The 454-nt window shown below is 37.7% G+C and carries 1 protein-coding gene; it reads left to right on the top strand.

Features of this window, described 5'->3' with window-relative positions; translation table 11 throughout:
- On the top strand, nucleotides 1–454 hold a 454-nt coding region (locus tag BP549_RS12225; RefSeq protein ID WP_292380993.1), incomplete at both ends, for a PKD domain-containing protein.

Here is a 454-nt window from a genome sequence, read left to right on the forward strand (position 1 = left end):
ACACCCACTGCATGGAAATGGAACTTTGGAGACGGGACAACTTCAACAGCCAGAAATCCAACACATAAGTATTCCAAGACAGGAAAATACACAGTAACAATGACAGCAACAAATGAAGCTGGAAGTAACACGATTACAAAATCAAATTATATAACAGTAACAGCAACTACAACAAAACCAGTTGCCAGTTTCACTAGTGATATCACATCAGGAAAAGCACCATTAAACGTTGCATTTAAAGATACCAGCACAGGAAACCCTACTGCATGGAAATGGAATTTTGGAGATGGAACATCATCAACCCTACAGAATCCAACACATAAGTATTCTAAAGTAGGAAAATACAAAATAACACTTACAGTAACAAATGAAGCTGGAAGTAACACGGTTACGAAATCGAATTATATAACAGTAACAGCAACTGCAACAAAACCGGTTGCTGAGTTTTCGGCTT

Source organism: Methanosarcina sp. UBA289, assembly GCA_002496565.1.
In the GTDB taxonomy this organism is placed as follows: domain Archaea; phylum Halobacteriota; class Methanosarcinia; order Methanosarcinales; family Methanosarcinaceae; genus Methanosarcina.